Annotated in this window: 16 protein-coding genes; 2 read left to right on the plus strand and 14 right to left on the minus strand. The window is 71.6% G+C overall.

Translation table 11 applies throughout. The features are described 5' to 3' along the window. Nucleotides 1-28: 28 nt before the first annotated feature. The 12 genes from ABZ098_RS00630 to ABZ098_RS00685 form a co-directional block, all read right to left on the minus strand. Complete coding sequence (locus ABZ098_RS00630) at nt 29-1558, minus strand: family 43 glycosylhydrolase (protein ID WP_356585787.1); 1530 nt, start codon at nt 1556-1558, stop codon at nt 29-31. Next, nucleotides 1555-2400 (minus strand): PmoA family protein, encoded by an 846-nt coding sequence (locus tag ABZ098_RS00635; RefSeq protein ID WP_356585789.1) that lies wholly within the window; start codon nt 2398-2400, stop codon nt 1555-1557. The genes ABZ098_RS00630 and ABZ098_RS00635 overlap by 4 nt, the downstream gene beginning before the upstream one ends. Beyond that, the gene (locus ABZ098_RS00640) at nt 2397-3587 is read right to left on the minus strand and encodes a Gfo/Idh/MocA family oxidoreductase (RefSeq protein ID WP_356585791.1); all 1191 of its coding nucleotides are present in this window, start codon (nt 3585-3587) and stop codon (nt 2397-2399) included. Before ABZ098_RS00640 ends, ABZ098_RS00635 begins: the two co-directional genes overlap by 4 nt. Beyond that, on the minus strand, nt 3584-4867 hold the full coding sequence (locus tag ABZ098_RS00645) for a pectate lyase (protein WP_356585793.1): 1284 nt from the start codon (nt 4865-4867) through the stop codon (nt 3584-3586). Before ABZ098_RS00645 ends, ABZ098_RS00640 begins: the two co-directional genes overlap by 4 nt. Beyond that, nucleotides 4864-5094 carry a hypothetical protein gene (locus ABZ098_RS00650; protein ID WP_356585795.1) on the minus strand — a complete coding sequence of 77 codons (231 nt, stop codon included), beginning with the start codon at nt 5092-5094 and terminating at the stop codon, nt 4864-4866. Before ABZ098_RS00650 ends, ABZ098_RS00645 begins: the two co-directional genes overlap by 4 nt. Then, nucleotides 5091-5987, minus strand: coding sequence for a carbohydrate ABC transporter permease (locus ABZ098_RS00655; RefSeq protein ID WP_356585797.1), 897 nt, complete (start codon nt 5985-5987; stop codon nt 5091-5093). Before ABZ098_RS00655 ends, ABZ098_RS00650 begins: the two co-directional genes overlap by 4 nt. Further along, on the minus strand, nt 5984-6919 hold the full coding sequence (locus tag ABZ098_RS00660) for a sugar ABC transporter permease (RefSeq protein WP_355751587.1): 936 nt from the start codon (nt 6917-6919) through the stop codon (nt 5984-5986). The genes ABZ098_RS00655 and ABZ098_RS00660 overlap by 4 nt, the downstream gene beginning before the upstream one ends. 167 nt (nt 6920-7086) lie before the next feature. Next, nucleotides 7087-8817, minus strand: a complete 1731-nt coding sequence (gene araD / locus ABZ098_RS00665; protein WP_356585799.1) for an L-arabinonate dehydratase — start codon at nt 8815-8817, stop codon at nt 7087-7089. Continuing rightward, nucleotides 8814-9725: a dihydrodipicolinate synthase family protein gene (locus ABZ098_RS00670; protein WP_356585801.1), complete on the minus strand. Its 912-nt coding sequence runs from the start codon at nt 9723-9725 to the stop codon at nt 8814-8816. Before ABZ098_RS00670 ends, araD begins: the two co-directional genes overlap by 4 nt. Continuing rightward, the gene (locus tag ABZ098_RS00675) at nt 9722-10378 is read right to left on the minus strand and encodes a GntR family transcriptional regulator (protein WP_356585803.1); all 657 of its coding nucleotides are present in this window, start codon (nt 10376-10378) and stop codon (nt 9722-9724) included. Before ABZ098_RS00675 ends, ABZ098_RS00670 begins: the two co-directional genes overlap by 4 nt. 161 nt (nt 10379-10539) lie before the next feature. Beyond that, nucleotides 10540-11295, minus strand: coding sequence for an MBL fold metallo-hydrolase (locus ABZ098_RS00680; RefSeq protein WP_356585805.1), 756 nt, complete (start codon nt 11293-11295; stop codon nt 10540-10542). Between the two features lie 448 nt (nt 11296-11743). Further along, complete coding sequence (locus ABZ098_RS00685; RefSeq protein WP_356585807.1) at nt 11744-12328, minus strand: TIGR03086 family metal-binding protein; 585 nt, start codon at nt 12326-12328, stop codon at nt 11744-11746. 134 nt (nt 12329-12462) lie between these two features. Here ABZ098_RS00685 and ABZ098_RS00690 point away from each other — a divergent pair, with 134 nt between their 5' ends. Next, on the plus strand, nt 12463-13665 hold the full coding sequence (locus tag ABZ098_RS00690) for an MFS transporter (RefSeq protein ID WP_356585809.1): 1203 nt from the start codon (nt 12463-12465) through the stop codon (nt 13663-13665). Here ABZ098_RS00690 and ABZ098_RS00695 read toward each other — a convergent pair. Together ABZ098_RS00695 and ABZ098_RS00700 are read right to left on the minus strand one after the other, a co-directional pair. Then, the gene (locus tag ABZ098_RS00695) at nt 13602-14762 is read right to left on the minus strand and encodes a hypothetical protein (RefSeq protein WP_356585811.1); all 1161 of its coding nucleotides are present in this window, start codon (nt 14760-14762) and stop codon (nt 13602-13604) included. The two genes, ABZ098_RS00690 and ABZ098_RS00695, sit on opposite strands and share 64 nt — an antisense overlap. Further along, entirely contained in the window at nt 14759-15703 is a 945-nt protein-coding gene (locus tag ABZ098_RS00700) for a 5-dehydro-4-deoxyglucarate dehydratase (protein WP_356585813.1), read from the minus strand. Before ABZ098_RS00700 ends, ABZ098_RS00695 begins: the two co-directional genes overlap by 4 nt. Nucleotides 15704-15854: 151 nt before the next feature. Between ABZ098_RS00700 and ABZ098_RS00705 the strand changes: the two genes are divergently transcribed. Continuing rightward, nucleotides 15855-16664 carry an NAD(P)-dependent oxidoreductase gene (locus tag ABZ098_RS00705; RefSeq protein ID WP_356585815.1) on the plus strand — a complete coding sequence of 270 codons (810 nt, stop codon included), beginning with the start codon at nt 15855-15857 and terminating at the stop codon, nt 16662-16664. Nucleotides 16665-16690 lie beyond the last annotated feature (26 nt).

The following is a 16690-nucleotide window of genomic DNA, read 5'->3' on the forward strand; positions in this document are numbered from 1 at the left end:
CTCCCAACAGGCTTACGGGTTAGGTGCGTTACAGGTGGTCGATCCTGAAGTGCGAGAAGGTTGCCGCCCCGGCGTGTCCTCCTGCGACGGGCGCCAGGGCGAACAGTCCGAGCAGGGCTCCGACCCAGCGCCAGGGGGTGGCGGCGAAGACGGGTCCGGAGGGGCGCGGACCGTCGCCGAGGTCGTAGAAGAACCGGCAACGGGCCCCCGCGCCGATCTCGATCCGCAGCCGCACCCGTCCCCCGGCGCTTTCGGGGACGAGTCGCGGATGGTCGGCGTCCCGCTCCTGCTCGGCGACGCCCTCGGCGAACCGGTGCACGAGATGGACGTTCCCGTCGGCCCCGCGCTGGAGCCCGATCCAGCTGAAGGCGTCCCCGAGGACGGCGAGTCCGGCCCGTGCGCCCGGTTCCTCACTGTGCAGTCGCAGTTCCACCTCGACCGCCGAGGGGGTGCCGGGCAGCCGCTGGGTGAGGACGTTCGGCAGTTTGCGCAGGTCGTGCGCGTCGGCCGAGCGGACGCAGGTGAGCCGCAGTCCGTCACCGGAGTGGTGGGTGGCCCAGCCGGGCTGCGGGTTGGCGGTCCACTGCCACTGGCGGCCGAAGCGCCCGCCGGGGAAGTCGTCGTCGGTGGCGGGCGCCGCGTCCGGCTGCGGCGGCAGATCGGGCCTCTCGTGTACGGCGACGGGGGCGCCCCCCTCGCCGAGCACCGGCCAGCCGTCGTCGCCCCAGCGCATCGGCTGGAGGTGGACGACCCTGCCGTAGGGGCCCTTCTGCTGGAAGTGCAGGAACCAGTCCTGACCGGACGGGGTGCGCACCCAGCCGCCCTGGTGGGGGCCGTTGACGTCGGTGTCCTTCTGTTCCAGGACGACCTTCTCCTCGTACGGGCCGAAGAAGCCGCGGGAGCGGAAGGCGCCCTGCCAGCCGGTCTCGACTCCCCCGGCGGGTGCGAGGATCCAGAACCAGCCGTCGTGCCGGTAGAGCTTGGGCCCTTCGAGGGTGAACCAGCCGGGGATCCGGTCGCCGTCGACGATCACCTTGCCCTCGTCGAGGAGTTCGCGGCCGTCGAGGTCCATCCGGTGCCCGGTGAGACGGTTCTTGACGCCGGAACGGGACTTGGCCCAGGCGTGCACCAGATAGGCCTCGCCGCTCTCCTCGTCCCACAGCGGGCAGGGGTCGATCAGGCCCTTGCCCGACTTGAGGAGGTGCGGGCGGGTCCAAGGGCCCCTGATCCCGGGCGCGTTGATCTGGAAGATGCCCTGGTCCGGGTCGCCCCAGAAGATCCAGAACCGTTCGTCGTGGTACCGGAGAGAAGGCGCCCAGACCCCGCAGTCGTGCCGTGGCTTGGTGAACTCCCCCGCCGGTTCCAGGCGTTCGAGGGCGTGGCCGATCAGTGTCCAGTTGACCAGGTCGCGGGAGTGCAGCAGCGGCAGGCCGGGGACCCGGCCGAAGCTGGAGGCGGTGAGGTAGAAGTCGTCGCCGACGCGCAGGACGTCCGGGTCGGACCAGTCGGCGTTCAGGACGGGGTTGGTGTAGGTCACCGACGAGTTCGTGGGTGTCACTGGCTGACCGCCTTCCGCACCAGGGCCGCCGCTTCGAGCCTGGGCAGGCGTCCGTCGGCCACGACGGTGACGATGCGCCGTACGACGGTCTCGCCGGGCGGGATCGGCAGCCGTTCCTCGTGGGCGAGGGAGGAGCCCACCCCGGGGTACTCGTCGGCGCGCACGAACCACGGGTCGCGGCGGGTCCGGTCGGTGGCTCCGGCGAAGACGAGGGTCCAGCCGGTGCCGGTGAGGGCGACCCAGTCGGCGCGGGTGCCGTGGATCGCCGCCTCGCCCTCGCGGTCGGCGGTGAAGACGTCCGGCGCGTTCTGTTCCTTGCGGGCCCGCCAGAAGAAGCCGCCGTAGGCCGCGCCCGGACGTCCGTTGGTGGCCGGACTGCCGATCGACAGGGGGTCCTGGGTGACGTTGGTGAGGGAGAAGGTGAAGTCCAACGCCCAGGCGGAACCGGTGAGTTCGGTGGCCGCGACCGTACGGCGCTCGCGCAGCAGCTCCGCTCCCGAGGCGACCCAGCGCAGCTCCTCCACGAAGCCGTCCGGGTCGCGGAGCTGGAAGGAGCTGTGGCGCTGGGCACCGTGGTTGTCGAGCTCGGTCGGCCCCCGGTCGCGGACGTAGGTGCGCCCGCCCCAGAAGTTGTGCCCCTCGACGTCGGGAACGGCGACACCGACGCCGAGGTGGTGGATGTGGTCGGCGGGGCTGAGTTCGGTGACAGCCGTGCCGGCCAGGGTGGTGACCGGGTGCAGGTAGGGGCGCGGGGAGAGCCGGGCGGGCAGCTCGGGCCGGGTGACGTAGCGGCCGACCGGGCGGCCCGCGACACGCAGGACCGGGGAATCGGGGGTCGTCATGTGCTCACCTCGTTCGCGACGTGTGGCCGGGCCCAGTCGGCGCCCAGCTCGGAGTAGAGGGCGAGGTTGTCGGCGGCGGCCGCGACGAGTCCGTCGATGCCGGGGACGACACGGCGGCCCTCGTCGGGGAGCAGATGCCAGGCCGCGGCCGGGAGCGGGGTCGGGTCGGGGGCCGTCCGGATCGCCTCGACGACCTTCATGAACGCGCCGGTCACCTCCGGGACGACCAGGAGCTCGTCGCCGTCGGTGAGGTGGTCGACCAGGTTCTCCAGCAGGTCGGTGCGGCCGTACTCGTACTCCTCGGGGCCGTGGCCGGCCCGCTGGAGCAGCACGCGGTCCTGCTTGTACCAGTAGGTGATCCGGCCGTGGCTGCCGTGCACGACGACGTACGGGTCGTCGGGGTCCTCGGCGCACAGGGTCGCGGCGACGGTGACCGGGAGGCCGTTGGCGGTGGTGACGCGGACGCAGGAGGTGTCGTCGGACTCGATGTCGTTGGCGCGCAGCAGCTCGGTCTCGATACGGGTGACGTCCTCGGCGCGGGTGCTGCCGTTCAGGGCGAGCGCGGTGGCGACGGCGTGCGCGAGGGGGTTGGTCAGCACTCCGTCGATCACGTCGACGCCGTTCATCCACCGCTTGCCCGCCCAGGGCGCACGCCGGTAGTACGCCTCGGCACGCGCCCAGGCACCGGCCCCGCCGATCCCGGTCACCTCGCCGATCGCGCCCTCCTCGACCAGCTCGCGGATCGCGGGCACGGCGTGCGAGCCCAGCGACTGGAAGCCGATCTGGCAGGCGACCCCGGCCGCGGCGACCCCGTCGGCCATGCGGCGGAACTCGGCGTACGACGGCGCCGGCGGCTTCTCCAGCAGGATGTGCACGCCTCGGCGGGCCGCTTCGAGCGCCAGGTCCGTGTGGGTCGGGATCGGCGTGCAGATCACCGCGATCCGGGCGCCGGTGGAGTCGAGGAGCGCGCCGAAGTCGGCGGACTGCTCGGGCGTGCCCAGGCCGTCGGGGATCTCGTCGCCGGTCAGCGGGGTCAGCTCGCAGATCCCCGCCAGTCGCACGATCCCCTTGTCCTGGAGCCGGCGGATGTTCTCCAGGTGCCAGCGGCCGTGGCCGCGCGCGCCCGCCAGGACGATGTCCACGGTGCCCGGGGTGTCTTCGGTGTTCCTGGTGTCCACGGTGTTCATGGCATCCTCCCTGCGCCCGCGCCGCGCGCCACCTGTCGGTCGGCCGCCTCGGCGCTGTCGATCTTTGTGTGCAGGGTAGGCGTCCAGCCGACGTCCGCCGTGAGGTCGCGCTCGCTGCCGGAGTTGTAGGCGTTGTGGATGGCGAGCAGGTCCACCGGATAGCCGTTGAAGACGGTGCCGGTCTGGTGCAGGGCGCTGCCGTTCCAGCTCTTGACCAGGTCGGCGGCCTCGATGTGGCCGGGGGTGTGGAAGGCGTTGTTCTCGGCGAAGATCGCGGACTCGGTGGAGACGCCGAGGGAGTAGCGGTAGTCGTCGCCCGGGACGTCGTACCGGTTGTTGTAGACGTGCACCTGGCCGAAGCGGACACGGGGCGCGCGCTGTACGACGGACTCGAACGCGTTGTGGTGCAGGGTGACCCGGAGTTTCCCGCGGTCGCCGGTGGCCGAGTCGCTGTTGCCGATGAGCATCGCCTTGTCGTGGTCGGCGAACCGGCTCCAGGAGACGGTGACCAGGTCGGAGCCGCTCGTGATGTCCAGGAGTCCGTCGTGGCGCAGGTAGTTGCGGGCGAAGTAGGTGGGTTCGGCGGAGTCGGGGTGGCCCTTGTCGCTGAGGGTCACGTGGTCGACCCACACATGGGTGGAGCCCGCCAGCCAGATGGTGTCGTACGCCGTCTTCCAGTCGCCGAGGCCGCCGGTGTTGGGCTGCCAGACGGGGAAGCAGTCGTAGGCGTCCCGGATGTCGAGGTTGCGGATGATGACGTTGGTGGCGTTCCTGACCTGGAGGCTGCCGCCCTTGAGGACCGCCTTGCCGAGCCCGACGATCGTGGTGTTGGAGCCGACGAGCAGTTCGACCCGCTCGGCCTGCTTCCTCGCCGAGGCCTGGCGGGCCTCCTCCTGCGGTCCGCCGGGCTTGGCGGAGCCCCAGGTGCGGGGGTCGTAGGCGGCGAGGTACTTCTTGATCGAGTACCCGTCGGTGGCGTAGTCGGCGCAGTCCAGGTGGTCGCCGTCGTCGTCGGTGTTGGCGTCGATCGTGCCGGCGATCCTGATGATCTTCGGCGCGTCGCTGCCGCCGTCGAGTGCCCGGACCAGCCCGGCCCGGTCGGTGACGGTGTACACGTGGTCCGCGTCGGCCGCGGAGCCGCCGGTGGTGCCTTCTCCCTCGGCGGCCCAGCCGTCGTTCACGGGCAGGGTGTCCCGGCTGATGTCGCGGGCGTCGGCGTGAGCGGGGATGCAGAGGAGTCCCAACAGTGCGGTGAACACCGTGATCTGACGAAGCCTCATATCGCCCCCTCCGCACCGGGCCCGCAGACGGGCTGGCTCCGCGCACCCGCGGCCCCGAGCACGGCGGCCTCGGCACGACCGCGTCGGACCGCCGCGCCCACCGCCCCGGGCGTCCGGGCGTCGTCCATCCCCAGGAGGACACGGCCGACGGCACGTCCCTCGGCCCGGACGGCGACGCCCATCAGGCCCAGCACCAAGCCGCCCATCGCGACCCGACGGAGTCTCATCCCTTCACCGCCCCCGCGCTGAAGCCCGTGATCAGCCACTTCTGGATGAAGGCGAACACGATCACCACGGGCACCGCGGCGATGATGCCGCCGGCGGCCAGCGCGCCCAGGTCGACGCTGTCCGCGCTCATCAGGGTGTTGAGGCCGACCGGGATCGTCTGCTTGTCCTGGTTGTTGAGGAACATCAGGGCGAACAGGAAGTGGTTCCAGGAGTGCACGAACGCGAAGGAGCCGACGGCGATCAGACCGGGCCGCAGGAGGGGCAGGACGACGATCCTGAAGGCCGTCAGCCTGTTGCAGCCGTCGACCCAGGCCGCCTCCTCCAGGGAGTAGGGCACGTTCTTGATGAAGTTGCTGATCAGGATCATCGACAGCGGCAACTGGAAGACCGTCTCGGCGATGATGACACTGCCCAGCGAGTTGATCATCTGCAGCTCGGCGAAGATCTCGAAGAGCGGCACCAGGAGCAGCGCGCCCGGCACGAACTGCGAGCACAGCAGCGCCAGCATGAACGCGTTCTTGACCTTGAAGTCGAACCGGGCGAGCGCGTAGCCGCCGGCCAGGGCGACCAGGGTCGTCATCACCAGGGTGGCGAGGCCGACGTAGACGCTGTTCTCGAAGTAGGTGCCGAAGGCCCGCTCCGTCCACACCTTCTCGAAGTGGTCAAAGGTGATCGGCCAGGGCACGAGCGAGGTCGAGCCGGCCGGGCGCAGCGCGAAGAGCAGGATCCAGTAGAAGGGGATGAGCGTGAAGACGAGGTAGATCGACAGCGGCAGGTAGATGTGCCAGCGCGGGACCTCGTCCCAGGAGCGGCGGCGCTTGGTGGGACGCGGCGGCTCGATCTCGTCGCGCACCGGTGCGGGCGCCGTCTCGGTGGCCTCCTTGGTGATCACTTGGAACCGCCTCCGAACTTGCTCAGCCGCAGATAGACCATCGAGCAGAAGAGCAGGATCACGAACGCGACCGTGGTCAGGGCGGACGCGTAGCCGAAGTTGTGGGCGTCGACGCTGGTGTTGGCGATGTAGAGCGGGAGGGTGGTCGTCTCCCCCGCGGGTCCGCCGCCGGTCAGGGTGTAGAGCAGGTCGACGTTGTTGAACTCCCACACCGCGCGCAGCAGCGTGGAGAGGATGATCGCGTCCTTCAGGTGGGGCAGCGTGATGTGCCAGAACTGCTTGATCGTGCTGGCCCCGTCGACCTCGGCGGCCTCGTACAGATCCTTCGAGACGGACTGGAGGTCGGCGAGGATGAGGATCGCGAAGAAGGGGACACCGCGCCACAGGTCGGCGACGACCGCCGCCGAGAAGACGGTGGAGGTGTCCGAGAGCCAGCTCGTGCCGTAGGAGCCGATGCCCATGTCGGCGAGGTAACGGGTGACGCCCGTCTGGGAGTTGTAGAGCAGCACCCAGATGGCGGAGGTCAGCACGCCGGAGACGGCCCACGGGGAGAAGACGAGCGCGCGGCCCACCGCCCGGCCCACGAAGGTCTGGTTGACGATCAGGGCGAGCGCCAGGCCGAACAGGAGCTGGAGTCCGACCTCGACGAAGACCCACTTGGCGCTGAAGGTCAGCGTGTCCCAGAACTGCGGGTCCTTGGTGAAGATCTGGACGAAGTTGTCGAAGCCCGCGTAGCCGTTGCGCCACGGCTTGGTGGGGTTGTAGTTCTGCAGGCTGTAGTAGAAGACGCTGATGACCGGGTAGGCGATGAAGCCCAGCATCAGCAGGGCGGCCGGCGCGATCAGCAGGTACGGCAGCCTGCGCGGCGTGGCGGAGGCACGGCGTCGCCGGGGTGGCGCGGGCGGTTTCGCCACGGCTGCGGCTTGGGCCATGACAGGGGCTCCGTTCTCGGTACGGCTTGCGTTCGTGGTGCGGCTTGCGTACGTGGTGCGGTAAGCGCTTTCTCGCTGTGCGTGGGGTGCCACTTGCTGTTGAGTGGCGGGTGCGGGTGCGTTGTGGCCGGTCGCGCAGTTCCCCGCGCCCCTAAGGGTGGGAGCGGTCACCCTGCATACGGGTCGGGGACCTTGCCTTGCCTGGCCAGGAACTCGAAGTCGCAGCCGGTGTTCGCCTGGGTGATGTGGTCGTTGTAGAGGGCGCCGTAGCCGCGTTCGTAGCGGGTGGGCGGTGGCGTCCACTCCGCCCTTCGGCGCTCCAACTCCTGGTCGTCTACGTTGAGTTGGAGGGCACGCGCCTCGACGTCGAGGGTGATGCTGTCCCCCGTGCGCACCAGGGCGAGCGGTCCGCCGACGTACGACTCGGGCGCCACGTGCAGCGCGCACGCGCCGTAACTCGTGCCGCTCATCCGGGCGTCGGAGATGCGGACCATGTCGCGCACGCCCTGCTTGAGCAGGTGGTCCGGGATGGGCAGCATCCCGTACTCGGGCATGCCCGGGCCGCCCTTGGGACCGGCGTTGCGCAGCACCAGGACACTGTCCGCGGTGATCCCCAACTCCGGGTCGTTGATGGTGCGCTGCATGGTCTTGTAGTCGTCGAAGACGACCGCGGGTCCGGTGTGCTTGAGCAGGTGCGGCTCGGCGGAGATGTGCTTGATGACGGCGCCGTCCGGGCAGAGGTTGCCGCGCAGGACGGCGACCCCGCCCTCGCTCGCGACCGGGTTCTCACGGGTGCGGATGACGTCGTCGTCGTGGACGACGGCCCCCTCGATCTGCTCGCCCAGGGTGCCGTTGACGGTCGGCCGGTCCAGGTGGAGCAGGTCGGTGATACGGGACAGGAAGGCGGGCAGGCCGCCGGCGAAGTAGAAGTCCTCCATCAGGAACGTCTGTCCGCCGGGCCGAACGTTCGCCAGCACCGGCACGGTACGCGCGATGCGGTCGAAGTCGTCGAGGGTGAGCGTGACCCCGCAGCGTCCCGCCATCGCGATCAGGTGGATGACCGCGTTGGTGGAGCCACCGAGCCCGAGCACCGTGGTGACGGCGTCCTCGAAGGCCTCGCGGGTGAGGATCTCGGACGGCTTGAGCCCGGTCCAGGCGAGCTCGACCGCGCGGCGCCCGGAGGCCGCGGCCATCCGCTCGTGCGCGGAGTCGACGGCCGGGATCGAGGACGCCCCGGGCAGGGTCATGCCAAGGGTTTCCGCCGCCGCGGTCATCGTGGACGCGGTCCCCATGGTCATGCAGTGACCCGGGGAGCGCGCCAACCCGCCCTGAAGCTCCCGCAGTTCGCAGTCGGTCAGGTTGCCGGCCCGGTGCTCGTCCCAGTACTTCCACATGTCGGTGCCGGACCCGAGGGTCTCACCGCGCCAGTGCCCCGGCAGCATGGGCCCCGCGGGCACGAAGAGCGAGGTGACGTCGGCCGAGGCCGCGCCCATGAGCAGCGCGGGCGTCGACTTGTCGCAGCCGCCGAGCAGCACCGCCGCGTCGATCGGGTACGACCGCAGCAGCTCCTCCGTCTCCATCGCGAGGAGGTTGCGGTAGAGCATCGGGGTGGGCTTCTGGTAGGTCTCCGAGAGGGTGGCGACCGGGAATTCCAGCGGGAAGCCCCCGGCCTGCCACACTCCCCGCTTGACCGCCTCGGCGCGCTCGCGCAGGTGGACATGGCAGGGGTTGATGTCGGACCAGGTGTTGAGGACGGCGATCACCGGCCGCCCCTGGTACTCCTCGGCCTCGTAACCGAGCTGGCGCATCCGGGCGTTGTGCGACCAGGTGCGCAACTGGCCCTCGGTGCCGTACCACTGGTGGCTTCGGAGCTCTTCGGGGCGTTTCCTGTCGGTCATATGGACCACCCGGCGGCTATCGCGGCGACCTCGGAGCGCTCGCTCTCGGGCAACTCGCGGCTGGGCGGGCGCACTTCGCGGCGGCACAGGCCGAGGGAGGCGAGGGCCTCCTTGACGACGGTGACGTTGTCGGCGGAGCCGTTCGCTGCGCGGAGTTCCTCGAAGCGGCGGATCTGCTCCCAGACCTTCATGGCGGCCGGGTAGTCACCGGATCGAAGCGCTTCGATCATGTTCAGCGAGACGGCGGGGGCGACGTTCACGAGTCCGGAGGTGAAGCCGGTGGCGCCCGCGGAGAAGTAGGAGGGGGCGTAGGGCTCGGCGAGCCCGGCGACCCACACGAAGCGTTCGAGTCCCGCGTCCCGCGCGAAGGCGGCGAACTTGGCCGCGTCCGGGACGGCGTACTTCACGCCGATCACGTTCGGGCAGGCGTCGGCGAGTTCGGCCAACCTCAGGCCGCTGAGCTGCGCGTTGCGGATGTACGGGACGACCCCGAGTTCCGGGACGGCCGAGGCGATCGCGCGGTGGTAGTCGATCCAGCCGCCCTGGGAGACGTAGGGGTGGACGGGCTGGTGGACCATGACCATCCCGGCGCCGAGCTCACGGGCGTGCCGGGCGGAGGCGACGGCGGTGGGAACGTCGTGACCGACGCCGACCAGGACGTCCGCCCGGTCCCCGGCCTCCTCGACGGTCAACTCCGTGACCAGGCGGCGCTCTTCGGGGCTGAGGGCGTAGAACTCGCCGGTGTTCCCGTTGGGAGTGAGGGTGGTGATCCCCCCGTCGAGCAGCCGACGCAGCAGTGCCCGGTGGGTGTCCTGGTCGACGGTGCCGTCCTCGGCGAACGGGGTCACCGGGATCGCCACCACGTCGGCCAGGGCCGCCCGCTGGGTCTCGAAGGTCTCGCTGCTCATTCCTGGCCTTCCTGGTCCAGCACTCCGGGGAACGCTCGTTCCACGAAGGACGCGATGTGGGCGTGCAGGGCGCGGGCCGCGCCGTCCGCGTCGCCGTCCAGGGCGACCCGCAGGATCTCCCGGTGCTCGCCCGCCTCCCGGTCCCAGGAGGGCGAGGCGGCCCAGGCGACGGCGGAGACCAGGGCGGCCTGGTCCCGGACCTCGTCGAGCATCCGGCCGAGCAGCGGATTGCCGCAGGGCAGGTACAGGGCGCGGTGGAACTCCCGGTTGGCGAGGGAGCGTTCGGCGGTGTCGGTGGCGTCGTCGGCCCGGGTGAGGGCGTCGCGGGCGGCATCCAGCGACGCCCCGCGCCGCACGGCCCGCTTGAGCGCCTCGGGTTCGAGGAGCAGCCGGACGTCGTAGACCTCGCGCGCCATGTCCGCGTCCACCATGCGCACCGTGACGCCCTTGTACTGGCTCATCACGACGAGCCCGGTCCCGGCCAGGGTCTTGAGCGCCTCGCGCACCGGGGTCTTGGACACCCCGAACTGTGCGGCGAGTTCGGTCTCCACCAGGGCCTGACCAGGCGTCAGGCGCCCGGTGAGGATGCGGCGTTTGATCTCCTCCAGCACGTACTGCGTGCGGGAGGGGATCGGCGTGGGCACAGAGGTCATGCGCGCCTCTCGGATCTCGCGTATCGGATCTTGCGTATCTGATCTCGCATATCGCGTCTCATATATGACGTACGAAGTACGACGCGTTGAAGGTAGGGAGGGGCGTGATGTTTCGTCAATGCTTCTGGCAAAGGAAGTTGAAGTTGCGGTGAAGACGAGGGTCAGACGAGCCGGGTGGCACCCTCGAAGGCCGTACTGGTGCGCCCGGTGAAGGCGGCGGCCGCACGTGTGGTCGCCGCCTCCCTGGTGAGGGTGGGTCCGACGTGGGTGACGATCAGCTCGCGCGCCCCGGCCTTGCGGGCGATGTCGCCGGCGTCCTCGGGGGTCAGGTGGACCTGTTCGCCTTCGCGATGCCGGTCGATGTCCGCCTCGCACAGGAACACGTCGGATTCCGCGGCGAGTTCGACCAGGGCCGCGCAGGGCCCGCTGTCCCCCGAGTACGCGAGGACGCGTCCGGCGCACTCGGCGCGCAGCCCGTACGCCTCGGTGTCGTGCGCGACGGCCCGGGCGGCGAGCCGGAGGTTCCAGTGCCGGACGTCATGGCCGTCGTACAGGGGATGGAAGGTGAGGATGCCGTCGAGGAAGCGCACGTCGGAGCGTCCGAGGAACCCCGCGAGCCGGTGGGCGCAGCCGGGCGGCGCGTACACCGGGATCGGGGCGGGCGGGGTGAGTCCGCCGTACGCGAAGGCGTAGACGGCGGAGAGTAGATCCGCACTGTGATCGGCGTGAAGGTGGGAGATCCAGATCGCCGTCAGCCGGGAGGGATCCGTGTGCCGCTGCAACTCCGCGAAGGTGCCGGGCCCGGCGTCCACCCACACCTCGGCGCCCCCGCCGCGCAGCAGATAGCCGGAGCAGGGGCGGCCCGGCGCCGGGTGCGGGGAGGCGGTACCGAGGACGGTGAGGCTGAGGGGCGGCATGGTGGGGAGCGTACGGTCCGGACCTGGGCGCCCGCCGCCCGTTTCCGTTCGTCTACGGCACGGCGGCACCGGCGTCTACGACATCCAGCCCCGGTTCCGCCCGCTGAGGCCCAGGGCCCGGTCCAGCAGCGGCGCGGCTCGGGTTGTCGGCGCAAGCCCGGGAAGTCGTACGCCACCTGGAGCGCGGCCGGGTCCGGGTCGTACGACCGGCCGGTGGCGCGGGCCAGCTCCCAGCCGTGGACGACCGCTTCCCCGGCGGCACCGGCGTCTACGGCGTCCAGCCCCGGTTCCGCCCGCTCAGGCTCTGGGCCCGGTCCATCAGCGGCGCGGCCCGGGTCGCCGGCGCAAGCCCACGAAGTCGTACGCCGCCCACGAAGTCGGGGTTGTACGCCTGGCCGGTGGCGACCAGCCGTGGACGACCCGACCGGTTCCACGACGGCACCGGCGTCTACGGCGTCCAGCCCGGCTTCCGCCCGCTGAGGCCCAGGGCCCGGTCCAGGAGCGGCGCGTTCTCGGGGACCGGGACGATCGGGCCGAAGATGGCGTCCCGGCTCGGGTCGTCGGCGCTGGCCTGGAGGAAGTCGTGCGCCGCCCGGAGCGCGGCCGGGTCGGGGTCGTACGGCTGGCCGGTGGCGACGGCCAGGTCCCAGCCGTGGACGACCAGTTCGTCGACGGCGACGGCGGCGGCGACCTCGCCGGGCAGGTCGACGCCGCCCGCGCGGGTCATACCAGTCCAGGCGGCCGGGTCGCGCCAGGCCTCGGCGAGTTCGTCGAGGACCTTGGGGAGCTCCTCGCGCCAGTCGGGGCCGATGTCCGGGACGGAGTCGGTCGGCGGGGTGTCGGTGGTGGCGCCGAGATCCTTGCGGCCGGCGTCCCGGAACGCGGCGGCGAGGCCGAGCAGATGGCCGAGCATGTTGCGCACCGGGTACTCGGGACACGGTGTGGTGTTCCCGAGCTGCTCGTCGGTGACGCGCTCGGCCAGCAGGGCGATGACGCGGGTCTGCGGTCCGAGGTCCAGGGGCGGGACGGTCATGCGGGGCTCCTCACGGTGCACGGTGTGATGAGGGGTTGACCCTCACCGCCGCGAAAACTCATCGCTCGCCGTCCGGAGATCTAGGGCACCTGCCCCATCCCGCCCCGGTGGCCTTAGACCCACGATGTGCAGGCATGACGACGACAAGGGCGGTGCTCCACGACCGCAACGCGAGACTCTGTCTCACCGCAGCGCTCGTCTCCGGCTTCGGCACCTCGGCCCTGTGGCTGGTGGCCGGCGTCTGGGTCAAGGACCTCACCGGCTCGGACGGCCTGGCGGCGCTGTGCATGCTCGCGATGTGGGCACCGACCCTGGCGGGCCCGCTGCTCGGCACGATCGCCGACCGGGTCCGCCGCAGGCCGCTGCTGATCGGCGGCAACCTGCTGCCGGCGGCCCTGCTGCCGCTCCTGCTCACCGAACGGGTGCCGGTCGTCCTCGCGGTCCTCCTCGTCTACGGCGCGACCGGCGTCGTCCTCGACACGGTGGAGTCGGCCCTGGTCGCCGGCGCCGTCGCCCCCTCCCTGCTCGGCGACTTCAACGGGTTGCGGACGGCGGTCAACGAGGGCATGAAACTGGTGGCCCCGCTGGCGGGAGCCGGCCTCTACGCCCTCTGCGGCGGCCCCGCCGTGGCACTCCTGGACGCGACCACGTTCCTGCTCGCGGCGCTCCTGTACCGCGGCCTGCGCGTCCGGGAGGAGGGACCCGGGCCGTCCCGGCGCACCCCGTTCGTCGAAGGCGCCCGCCACATAGGGGCCCACCCCACACTGCGCCCCCTGATCCTGGCGGGCGCCACCACCATGCTCTGCGCCGGGATCAACGGCGCGCTCTTGTACGCCGTGATCGACGGACTCGGCCACTCCCCCGCCTACGCCGGCGTGCTGTACGCCGTCCAGGGCGCCGGTTCGGTGGCGGTGGGGTTGTTCTCCGGGCCCGCCCTGCGCCGACTGGGCGAGCGCCGGTTCGCCGCGTACGGCATCGCCCTGACCGCCGTGGCCGCCGGGCTGCGGGCGGTCCCGTCCGACCCGCTGGCCCTGGCGTGCAGCGCGGCCGTCGGCGCGGGGCTGCCCTGTGTGCTGATCGCCGCGCTCACCGCCGTCCAGCGCGAGACCCCCGACGCGCTGCTGGGCCGTACGGTCGCCACCGCCAACACCCTGGTGTACACCCCGAACGTGCTCGGTCTCGCGGCGGGCGCGGCCCTGGTCGAACTGGTCGACCAGCGGCCGCTGTCGGCCCTCCTGGGCGTGGCCTGGCTCGCCGCGACGATCCCCCTGCTTCAGCGGCGGGCCAGCGCCGAGCGGATCGCGTCAAGGTCGCCGTCCGACGCCAACCCGGCGTGATACAGCCGCACTTCGCTCGCCCCGCACTCCCGGGCACGGGCCACGTCCGCCGCGAGGGTGCCGGGGCTGCCGCCCATCTGCGCGACGACGGGGAAGTTGGCGGCGATCACCGCGTCCTCGCGGGCCCGCGCGAAGGGCGTGAGCAGGTCAGGGCCGCCCGCGCAGGGCACGACGACACCGTCCGCGACGGACAGGATGTGCTCGGGGTCGACGCCCGGGTTGGCACCGACGTGGTACGTCACGGGGTCGGCGTGCAGCAGGATCTGGAAGCCCTCGGGGGCGGCCGCGCGGACCGCGCGGACCGCCGTCTCCTGGAGCGTACGGGCGGTCCCGTCGCGCCACGCGCGCGTGGCCGCCGCCGTCCCGGCGCCGAGCAGCTTCTCGACCCCGGCCCAGCCCCCGTCGTCGGGCGCGCCCTGCCACAGCGGCTCCAGCGCGGCCCGTACGGCGGCGGCCAGCGCGTCGGCGTCCAGTCCCTGATCGCCGTAGCCCTCGCGGCACGTCCCGCAGAAGCAGAGCGCCATGAGGTACATCCCGGCGTCGCCGAGGGGCACCCCGCCGGTCTTGTCGTGCGCGTGCAGGTGCTGGAGTCCGTACCAGCCGAGGGACTCCAGTTCGGTGCCGGCCGCGCCCGGGCGCACCGCCGCCTCGACGGCGAGGTCGACGAGGTACGCGCGCGTGGCGGGCTGTGCGATGCAGGGGGCCCACGGGTAGCGGTCGCCGTAGGCGTTCACGACGGAGGTCTCCGGGTGCTCGGCGCCCATGCGGGAGTTGTGCGCGAGGACGACCCAGGTGTGCACGTCGAGGCCGGCCCGGGTGAGTTCCGACAGAGCGTCCCCGAAGGCGTCCCCGGGGGCCCAGTCGCCGGCCGCGTAGGGACGCAGCGCACGCCCTTCCCAGCGGGAGTCCGTCGGGTACAGCACGGCCGCGTGCTCGGCGGTGACGATGCGGTGGCGCGGGTGGCGGGGGGTCAGCGCGCGCGTGGAGTGGTAGGCGGAGGCGAGGGTCGCCTGCTGTACGCCGAGCCCGGCGATGCGGGCCGCGGCCTCCGGGTCCCCGTTGACGTCCCAGGGGTAGACGAACGTCGACGCCTTCACCGTGCCTCCTCCAGCAGCGCGTAACCGCGCTCGATGATCTCCGCGAGCTGCTTCACATGATCCTCCTCCGGCTCGTGCAGCGGCGGGCGGACCTCCCCCACGTCGAGGCCGCGCATCCGGACGCCGGCCTTCACCAGGGAGACCGCGTATCCGCGGCCACGCGCGCGCAGTTCGACGAAGGGGCGGTAGAAGCCGTCGAGCAGGCGCTCGGCCGTGGCCCGGTCGCCGTCGACGAGCGCGCGGTGGAAGGCGAGGGCGATCTCCGGGGCGAAGCAGAAGACGGCGGACGAGTACAGGGGGACGCCGATGGCCTGGTAGGCGAGCTGGGTCTGCTCGGCGGTCGGCAGTCCGTTGAAGTAGAGGAAGTCGCCGGGCACCTCGGTGCGCACCGCGCTGACGGTCCGCTGCATCAGGTCGAGGTCGCCGAGGCCGTCCTTGAGGCCGATGATCCCCTCGGTGCGGGCCAGTGCGACGACGGTCTGCGGGGTGAAGACGGCGTTGTCGCGCTGGTAGACGATCACCGGGAGCGCGGTCGCGGCGGCGACCTCGCGGTAGTGCCGCAGCAGCCCTTCCTGTCCGGCGATCACGAGGTAGGGCGGCATGGCGAGCAGCCCGTCGGCCCCGGCCGCCTCGGCGAGCCGCGCGTACCGGACGGCGAGCGCGGTGCCGTATCCGGCGCCCGCCACCACCGGCACGCGCCCCGCCGTCTCCTCGACGGCCGCCCGGACGCACGCCTCGAACTCCTCGGGCGTGAGCGCGTGGAACTCCCCGGTGCCGCAGCACGCGAACACGGCCGCGGCCCCCGCGTCCACGCCCTGGCGTATGTGCGCGCGATACACATCGAGGTCGACGGATCCGTCGGGGCCGTAGGCGGTGACGGGGAAGAACAGCGGCCCGCTGGGGATGCCGAGTCGGTAGGCGAGGTCGGCGGACGGCGTCACAGGCTCTCCCTAAGGTGGCATGCAGAATACTGATCAGAGTTTATGTTTCTGAACTCGCATCGCGCCACCCTTGACGAAGCCACGACACGATCCCTAACTTGTCCACGAATGTGAATACCGTGCTCAAGAGGCCGTTCAAGGAGACCCGCGGATGCCCGCTCCCCGTACCGTTCTGCTCACCGGTGCCGCCGGCGGGCTCGGCACCCTGATGCGGGATCTGCTCCCGGCCTACGGCTACGAGCTGCGCCTGCTCGACCTGCGGCCGATCGAGGGCGAACCCGACGCGGTCGTCGCCGACCTCGCCGACAAGGTCGCGGTGCGCGAGGCCGTGCGCGGTGTCGACGCGATCATCCACCTCGCGGGCATCTCCCTGGAAGCCCCCTTCGAGAAGATCCTCAAGGCGAACATCGAGGGCACCTACAACCTGTACGAGGCCGCGCGCGAGGAGGGCGTCGGACGGATCGTCTTCGCCTCCTCCAACCACGCCGTGGGCTACACCCCGCGCCCGCAGGGCGACGACCCGCTGATCCCGGTCGACACCCCGCACCGCCCGGACACCTTCTACGGCCTGTCCAAGGCCTTCGGCGAGGACCTCGCGCAGTTCTACTGGGACAAGCACGGCCTGGAGACCGTCTCCGTGCGCATCGGCTCCTGCTTCTCCGAGCCGACCAGCGTGCGCATGCTCTCGGTCTGGATGAGCCCGGCCGACGGCGCCCGCCTCTTCCACGCGGCCCTGACCGCCGAGCGGGTCGGCCACACCGTGGTCTACGGCTCCTCCGCCAACACCCGCCTGTGGTGGGACCTCAGCACCGCGCGGGCGCTCGGCTACGACCCGCAGGACGACTCCGAGCCCTACGCGGAGAAGCTGATCGCCGAACAGGGCGAACTCCAGGACGGCAACGAGGCACACGCCTACCTGGGCGGCCAGTTCGTGACCGATCCGCCGATCTGGCCGTACTGAGACATCCGACGCGGAGGCGGGCGGGC

It is taken from the genome of Streptomyces sp. NPDC006335 (assembly GCF_040612795.1).
GTDB lineage: Bacteria > Actinomycetota > Actinomycetes > Streptomycetales > Streptomycetaceae > Streptomyces.